Genomic DNA, 7154 nt, shown 5'->3' with positions numbered 1-7154 from the left:
GGGAGCGGCTGGGGCGGGAGACTGGGGCGGAGCCGCCGGATCTCACGAGGAGCCGGCTGCCGGTCGCATGCCCCGGCAGCCCGCCCCGGTCCGCGTCGCCGCTGAACCCCTCGCCGGACCGCTCAGCGCTTGGCGTACTCGCGGAAGCCGCGCCCCGTCTTGCGGCCGAGGCAGCCCGCGGCCACCAGGTGCTCCAGGAGCGGCGCCGGGGCCAGGCCAGGGTCACGGAACTCGCGGTGCAGGACCCGCTCGATGGCCAGCGAGACATCGAGGCCGACCACGTCGAGCAGTTCGAACGGGCCCATCGGGTAACCGCCGCCCAGCTTCATGGCCGCGTCGATGTCGTCCAGCGACGCGTAGTGCTCCTGGACCATCTTGACCGCGTTGTTCAGGTACGGGAACAGCAGGGCGTTCACGATGAACCCGGCGCGGTCGCCGCAGTCCACCGGGTGCTTGCGGACGGCCGTGCACAGCTCGCGGACCGTGGCGTGCACGTCGTCCCCGGTCAGCACCGTGCGGACCACCTCGACGAGCTTCATCGCGGGCGCCGGGTTGAAGAAGTGCATGCCGATCACGTCCTGCGGCCGCGAGGTGGTGCGTGCACAGGCCACGACCGGCAGCGAGGAGGTCGTGGTGGCGAGGATCGCGCCCGGCTTGCAGACCTTGTCGAGGGTCGCGAACAGTTGCCGCTTGACCTCCAGGTCCTCCGCGACGGCCTCCAGCGCGAGGTCGACGTCCGCGAACGCGTCGCACGATCCGGCCGGGGTGATCCGGTCCAGCGTCTCGGCGGCCGCCTCGACCGTCATGCGTCCCTTGTCGACAGAGCGCGAAAGCGACTTGCCGATACGAGCCTTGGCGGTCCCCGCCTTCTCCTCGCTGCGTGCGGCGAGCACGACCTCGTACCCCGCCTTCGCGAACACCTCGGCGATCCCGGACGCCATGGTCCCGGAGCCCGCGACGCCGACGGCACGGACGCTGCGGCCGGGGACCGCGGGCCCGCCGGACAGCGGCGTCAGCGCGTCCCGCACGACGGCTGCGCTGCCGGGCGCCTCGTATGTGTAGAAGCCGCGCCCCGACTTGCGGCCGGTCAGGCCCGCCTCGCTGAGCTGCTTGAGGATGGGGGCGGGCGCGTGCAGCCGGTCGCGCGACGCGCTGTACATGGCCTCCAGGACCGTACGGGCCGTGTCGACGCCGATCAGGTCGAGCAGCGCCAGCGGGCCCATCGGCAGCCCGCAGCCGAGCCGCATCGCCGCGTCGATGTCCTCGCGGGTGGCGTACTTGGCCTCGTACATCGCGGCGGCCTGGTTGAGGTAGCCGAACAGCAGCCCGTCGGCGACGAACCCGGGACGGTCACCGACCGCCACCGGCTCCTTGCCCAGCTCGATGGCCAGGTCCGTGACGGAGGCGACGGCCTGGGGTGCGGTGAGCACGGAGGAGACGATCTCGACGAGCTTCATCGCGGGCGCCGGGTTGAAGAAGTGCAGCCCGAGCACGCGCTCGGGGCGCGCCGAGTCGGCGGCCAGACGCGTGACCGAGAGCGCGTTGGTGCCGGTCGCGAGCACGGTCTCTGGGCGGACGACGGCGTCCAGCTCGCGGAAGACCTGCTGCTTGATCTCGTACGACTCCGGGGTCACCTCGATGACCAGGTCGGCGTCGGCCGCGGCCTGGAGGCCGGTGAACGTGCGGAAGCGGGCGAGGACGTCGCCGCGCTCCTGCTCGGTGATCCGGCCGCGCGCCACGGCGCGGGCGGTCGAGGTCTCCAGGGCGGCGACGGCCTTAGCGGCCTGCGCCTCGCTGATGTCGATCCCGATGACCTCGCGGCCGGCCCGGGCCAGGACCTCGGCGATACCGGTGCCCATGGTGCCGAGACCGACTACGGCAATGGTCCTGAGCGGGGACAGGGATTTGTCGGACAGGGGAGCGGCCATCGCGGACTCCAGAAGTGAGGGTGACGACTGGGAGTGCGCCCGGCTGCGCCGAAGAGCGCACCGGGTGCGGAAAGGAGTGCGGTGTGCGGGTGTTGCCGGGCTACGAGCGCACACGCCCGGTGCCGTCGCCAGGGGCGTGCACACGCCCGGCGAACGGTGATGACCGACCGGCCCTGTCCCCAAGCCGAGTCGCACTGAGGTACCCGAAGTACCGAACCGACTGCTCTCGTAGTGGCTGCGTCACCAGGCCATCACGAGCAGGTACACGAGCGGGTAGCTCGCTCGTCTGAGCTTAACCCGCGAGTAACGAGCGCGCCAGTCCCCGTGTTTGTGATGTACGTCCCCGGCGGGGCCGTGGCAACCGTACCCTCGGTGCCATGGACGAGGAGTTGCGATCACTCACGGAACGCTTACGTCACGAGTCGGGAGCCCCGGCCGGCTACGAGCGGCTCATGGCGACCAGCGACCTCGACGAACTGGCCGGTGTGCTCACCGCGCCCGGGCGGCCGCTGTGGGCACGGGAGTTGGCCGCCTTCCGGCTCGGCCTCGCCGGGGACCGGCGTGCCTTCGAGACCCTCGTCCTGTTGCTCAACCACCGCGACCCGCCGCGCTGCGCCTCCGCCGCGTACGCCCTGGCCCGGCTGGGCGATCCGCGCACCGCCCGCGCGGCCGCCGCGCTCGCCACCAACGAACTCCGCGTCGCCTACGCCCTGCACCCCGTACGCCTCCTGGTGGCGCTGCGCGCTCCCGAGGCCGTGCCCGCCCTGATCACCACGCTGGCGCGGCGGCTGCGGCCGCATGATCCGTACCGCCTGGTCGCCCTCGCCTGTGTGGAGGGGCTGGGTGCGCTGGGGGACGAGCGGGCCCGTCCTCTGCTCAACGAGGCGCTCGCCCAGCCCGCTCTCGCGGAGGCGGCGGCCGGAGCGCTGAAGCGACTGCCCAAGCTGTGAGGCGTCAGGCGGGAGCCATGTCCCCGAGCGCACGCACGTAACGCACCTCGGGCACCGCCACCCCGTCCACCTCGAAGGGCTCCTCGGCGCCGTCCGGGGCGAAGCCGTGGCCCTCGTAGAAGCGGCGGGCGCGGGCGTTGTCCTTCAGCACCCAGAGCAGCATCCGCTCGTGCCCGGCGGTGGCGCACCGCTGGGCCGACTCACGGAGCAGCGCGTGGCCCACGCCGGTCGAGAAGTGGCCGGGCCGCACATAGACGGCGTACAACTCGGCGTCGTCGGTACGGACTTCACCCTCCCGGTACGGCCCGTGGCAGGCCCAGCCGACGAGCTCGCCGTGCCGCTCCGCGACCAGGTTCACGACCTCTCCGTTGCCCTTCTCCAGGTGACCGCGCCGCCGTTCGGCGTCCGCGTCCACGTCGAGCCGGTCGAGGTACGCCTGCGGGATCATCCCCGCGTACGCGGTCCGCCAGCCGCCGATCCGGATCTCGGCCACGGAACGACAGTCGGCCAGGGTCATCTCACGGATGCGGAGTCGGGAGAGTCGATCTTCCATGACGGCACCCTAGGTGGGCACCAGGGCCGCGCGCCCGTCGATTGTTGCGGGTTGGCCTCGAGGGTCTCAGCCGCGGAAGCCGAGCAGCCTGTGCAGTGCCGCACCCCGCGAGGACGAGGGTGCCGCCTTCGCGGTCAGCGGTTTCGGGTCGGGCAGCCGCTTGCACACCGCGTCGGCCCCGCCCCCGCCCCGCGGCACCGTGCCGTCGGTCAGATACGCCGCCAGATGCTTGTCGAGGCAGGTGTTCCCGCTGAGCGTGACCCCGTGGTTGCCGCCGCCCTGCTCCACCACCAGGCTGGAGCCGCGCAGCAGACGGTGGACCGCGACGCCGCCCTCGTACGGGGTGGCCGCGTCGTCCGTCGCCTGGAAGAGCAGCACCGGCGGCGCGGCGGCGTTGGAGACGTCGACCGGCTGCGACGCGCTCGTCGGCCAGAACGCGCACGGTGCGTTGTACCAGGCGTTGTTCCAGGTCATGAACGGTGCCTTCGCGTACGTGTCCCAGTTGTCCCTGCGCCACTGACCCCAGTCGCGCGGCCAGGCCACGTCGGCGCACTGCACGGCGGAGTAGACGCTGTAGCCGTTGTCGCCCGCAGCGTCGACGGCGCCGAAGTTCTCGTAGGCCGCGACCAGCGGGTCGTCGTTCTTGGCGTTCACATAGGCCGCGAACGCCTCGGCGAGGTAGGGCCAGTAGCCGTTGTAGTAGCCGCCCGGGAGGAAGGTGTCCTCCAGCTCCGAGGCACCCACCCTGCCGTCCGCGGGCTTCTTGGCGAGGGCCCCGCGCATGGCGTACCACTTGGCCTCCACCTTCGCCGGATCGGTGCCCAGCTTGTACTTCGCGTCGTGCCGCGCGACCCACGCCGTGAACGCGAGGTGGCGATCGTTGAACGCGTGGTCCTGCTGGATGTTGTCGCCGTACCAGACGCCCGTGGGGTCGACGACCGAGTCCAGCACCGCACGGCGCACGCGGTCCGGGTAGAGCTTCGCGTAGACGACGCCCAGATAGGTGCCGTACGAGTACCCGAAGTAGTTGATCTTCTTGGCCCCGAGCGCCTGCCGGATCGCGTCCATGTCCTTGACCATGCTGACCGTGCCGATGTGCGGCAGCAGGTCCGCGTGTTTGGCGGCGCACGCCTTGGCGAAGGCAGCGGCACGGTCGAGGTTGGCCTTCTCGACGGCCGGAGTGGACGGCAGGGAGTCGGGCCGCACCGGCGCGAAGTGCCCCGGCCGGCAGTTCAGGGCGGGTCTGCTGGCGCCGACGCCGCGCGGGTCGAAGCCGATGACGTCGTACTGCGCCGCCACCTTCGGGGGCAGTGCGGACGCGACGAATCCGGCCAGCGTGAGACCGCTGCCGCCGGGCCCGCCGGGGTTGACCAGCAGCGGGCCCTGGTACCTCTTCGCCGTGTGCGGGACACGCGAGAGGGCGAGCGTGATCTGCCTGCCGCGCGGGTTCGCGTGGTCGAGCGGCACCTTCAGGGACGCGCACTGGAGCGTCGGGTAGTCGCTCGTCCCGCACTTCCTCCAGGACGGCTTCGCGGGCGGAGCGTCGATCGCGGTGCGCGGCCCGGATACGGTGCCCGCGCTCGCGTCGGCCGGGACCCCTGTGACCATTCCGGCCACCACGACGGCGGCACCGCACAGAGCAACTGCGGGCTTCTTCATTGCCGGGCTCCCGGGACGCAGGACGTGAGCCGTGCGCTCCACGGCCCTCGTCGCATCGTTCCGGGGCCGAAGCCCGGAAGAACGCGTTCCGCCCACACTTGACCCGAACGGGCCGGGAGAAGCACCCGGACGCTCTTCTCCGCTCCGCCTACTTGTCCGCCGCGGTCAGAGCAGCGTCAACTGGGTCACCGTCGGCTCCGCCCGCAGCTCGGGTGCCTCGGGCTCGGGTGCCGGAATCCTGCGCGGCAGTCCCGCGCGTGTGGGGCCCATGCCGTACTCCTGGGCCAGTTCGTGAACCTGACCGGTGATCCGGCGCTGGTACCACTTCGGGGCGTAGGCGCCCTCCGCGTACAGCCGCTCGTAACGCCGTACGAGATGCGGGTGGTTGCGCTCCAGCCAGGCCATGAACCACTCCCGGGCGCCGGGCCGCAGATGCAGCACCAGAGGTGTCACGGAGGTGGCCCCGGAGGCTGCGATCGCCCGTACGGTGGCCCGGAGTTGGGCCGGGTCGTCGCTCAGGAACGGGATCACCGGGGCCATCAGGACACCGCAGCCGATGCCGTGGCCGGTGAGGGTGCGCACCACGTCCAGGCGGCGCTCCGGGGCGGGCGTGCCCGGTTCGACGGTGCGCCACAGCTCGTGGTCGGTGAAGCCGACGGAGACGGAGATACCGACCTCGGTGACCTCGGACGCCCGCCTCAGCAAGTCGAGGTCGCGCAGGATCAGCGTGCCCTTGGTGAGGATCGAGAAGGGGTTCGCGTGGTCGCGCAGGGCGGAGATGATGCCGGGCATCAGCCCGTAGCGGCCCTCCGCGCGCTGGTAGCAGTCGACGTTGGTGCCCATCGCTATGTGGTCGCCGTGCCAGCGGGGTGAGGCGAGGTGGCGGCGCAGCAGCTCGGGGGCGTTGACCTTCACGACGATCTGCGAGTCGAAGCCGAGGCCCGTGTCGAGGTCCAGGTAGCTGTGGGTCTTGCGCGCGAAACAGTAGACACACGCGTGCGTGCAGCCCCGGTACGGATTCACCGTCCACTCGAAGGGCATGCGGGAGGCCCCCGGCACCCGGTTCACGATCGACTTCGCCCGGATCTCGTGGAACGTCACGCCGCGGAACTCCGGCGTGTCGAAGGTACGGGTGGTCACCGCGTCCGCGCCGAACAGGGCGGCGTCCCGGGCCCGGGTGGGGTTCTCGGCCAGTTGGTCCCAGCGCATGGGCACCTCCTCGGTAGCACTGGGCACAGAATAGAACACACGTTCCCTTGATCGTGCGAACCCATTTTCGAATATCGGGTGAAGGTCTCCTCCGGCCCTGTCCGCGGGCGTCGTTCGAGTCCCGTTGGCGGACCCCGATTTGGGCGCCTCGGCCGCCTGATGGTTGGCTTTCCTCCAACCCGTGCAACACCAAGGTGCTGGAGGAAGTGCAATGGCGCAGGTCGAGGCCACCACGGAGCGAGTCGTCGCGGCGGACGCGGAGACGGTGTTCGACACCATCGCCGACTACAGCGACACCCGCGCGAAGCTGCTGCCCGAGCACTTCAGCGAGTACGAGGTGCGTGAGGGCGGCGACGGCGAGGGCACCCTCGTCCACTGGAGGCTCCAGGCCACCAGCAAGCGCGTCCGCGACTGCCTCCTGGAGGTCACCGAGCCCACCGACGGCGAGCTCGTCGAGAAGGACCGCAACTCCTCCATGGTCACGACCTGGCGGGTCACGCCGGCCGGGGAGGGCAAGTCCCGGGTCGTGGTCACCACCGTCTGGAACGGTGCGGGTGGGATCGGCGGCTTCTTCGAGAGGACCTTCGCGCCCAAGGGACTGGCTCGCATCTACGACCTGGTTCTGGCGAAGCTGGCGGCCGAGGTCGAGAAGTAGGGGTTCCCTCCGGGGGTTGGGCCGGGTGCGTCTGCCGGGTTCTGTCTGTGGTCGGGTGCGGGTTCGCTGTGGCTGGTCGCGCAGTTCCCCGCGCCCCTTGGCAGGGGCTCTTACCAGGCGAAGGCCTCCGGAGACGGGCCCGGGCCCGGGAAGATCTCGTCCAGTGCGGTCAGCAGCTCCGCGGACAGCTCCAGCTCGGA

The 7154-nt window shown here is 71.2% G+C and carries 6 protein-coding genes and 1 pseudogene; 2 read left to right on the top strand and 5 right to left on the bottom strand.

Annotated features, from left to right (window positions below; genetic code table 11):
- Positions 1-122: 122 nt before the first annotated feature.
- Positions 123-1928, bottom strand: a complete 1806-nt coding sequence (locus FPZ41_RS43310) for a 3-hydroxyacyl-CoA dehydrogenase family protein (RefSeq protein WP_152870016.1) — start codon at positions 1926-1928, stop codon at positions 123-125.
- A gap of 377 nt (positions 1929-2305) precedes the next feature.
- Here FPZ41_RS43310 and FPZ41_RS43305 point away from each other — a divergent pair, with 377 nt between their 5' ends.
- Positions 2306-2878, top strand: a complete 573-nt coding sequence (locus FPZ41_RS43305) for an adenylosuccinate lyase (RefSeq protein WP_152870014.1) — start codon at positions 2306-2308, stop codon at positions 2876-2878.
- 4 nt (positions 2879-2882) lie between these two features.
- Here the strand turns inward: FPZ41_RS43305 and FPZ41_RS43300 are convergent, their stop codons facing one another.
- The 3 genes from FPZ41_RS43300 to FPZ41_RS43290 form a co-directional block, all read right to left on the bottom strand.
- Complete coding sequence (locus FPZ41_RS43300) at positions 2883-3431, bottom strand: GNAT family N-acetyltransferase (protein WP_152870013.1); 549 nt, start codon at positions 3429-3431, stop codon at positions 2883-2885.
- A gap of 66 nt (positions 3432-3497) precedes the next feature.
- Positions 3498-5090, bottom strand: coding sequence for an alpha/beta hydrolase (locus tag FPZ41_RS43295; protein ID WP_152870011.1), 1593 nt, complete (start codon positions 5088-5090; stop codon positions 3498-3500).
- 165 nt (positions 5091-5255) lie between these two features.
- Positions 5256-6299 carry an Rv2578c family radical SAM protein gene (locus FPZ41_RS43290; protein ID WP_152870009.1) on the bottom strand — a complete coding sequence of 348 codons (1044 nt, stop codon included), beginning with the start codon at positions 6297-6299 and terminating at the stop codon, positions 5256-5258.
- A gap of 211 nt (positions 6300-6510) precedes the next feature.
- Between FPZ41_RS43290 and FPZ41_RS43285 the strand changes: the two genes are divergently transcribed.
- The gene (locus tag FPZ41_RS43285; RefSeq protein ID WP_131571802.1) at positions 6511-6954 is read left to right on the top strand and encodes an SRPBCC family protein; all 444 of its coding nucleotides are present in this window, start codon (positions 6511-6513) and stop codon (positions 6952-6954) included.
- A gap of 110 nt (positions 6955-7064) precedes the next feature.
- Here the strand turns inward: FPZ41_RS43285 and FPZ41_RS43280 are convergent.
- Positions 7065-7154, bottom strand: a pseudogene (locus FPZ41_RS43280) (aldo/keto reductase); the annotation flags it as partial.

Source organism: Streptomyces acidicola (assembly GCF_009377235.1).
In the GTDB taxonomy this organism is placed as follows: Bacteria; Actinomycetota; Actinomycetes; order Streptomycetales; family Streptomycetaceae; genus Streptomyces; species Streptomyces acidicola.
This window is presented reverse-complemented; position numbering and strand designations above follow the sequence as displayed.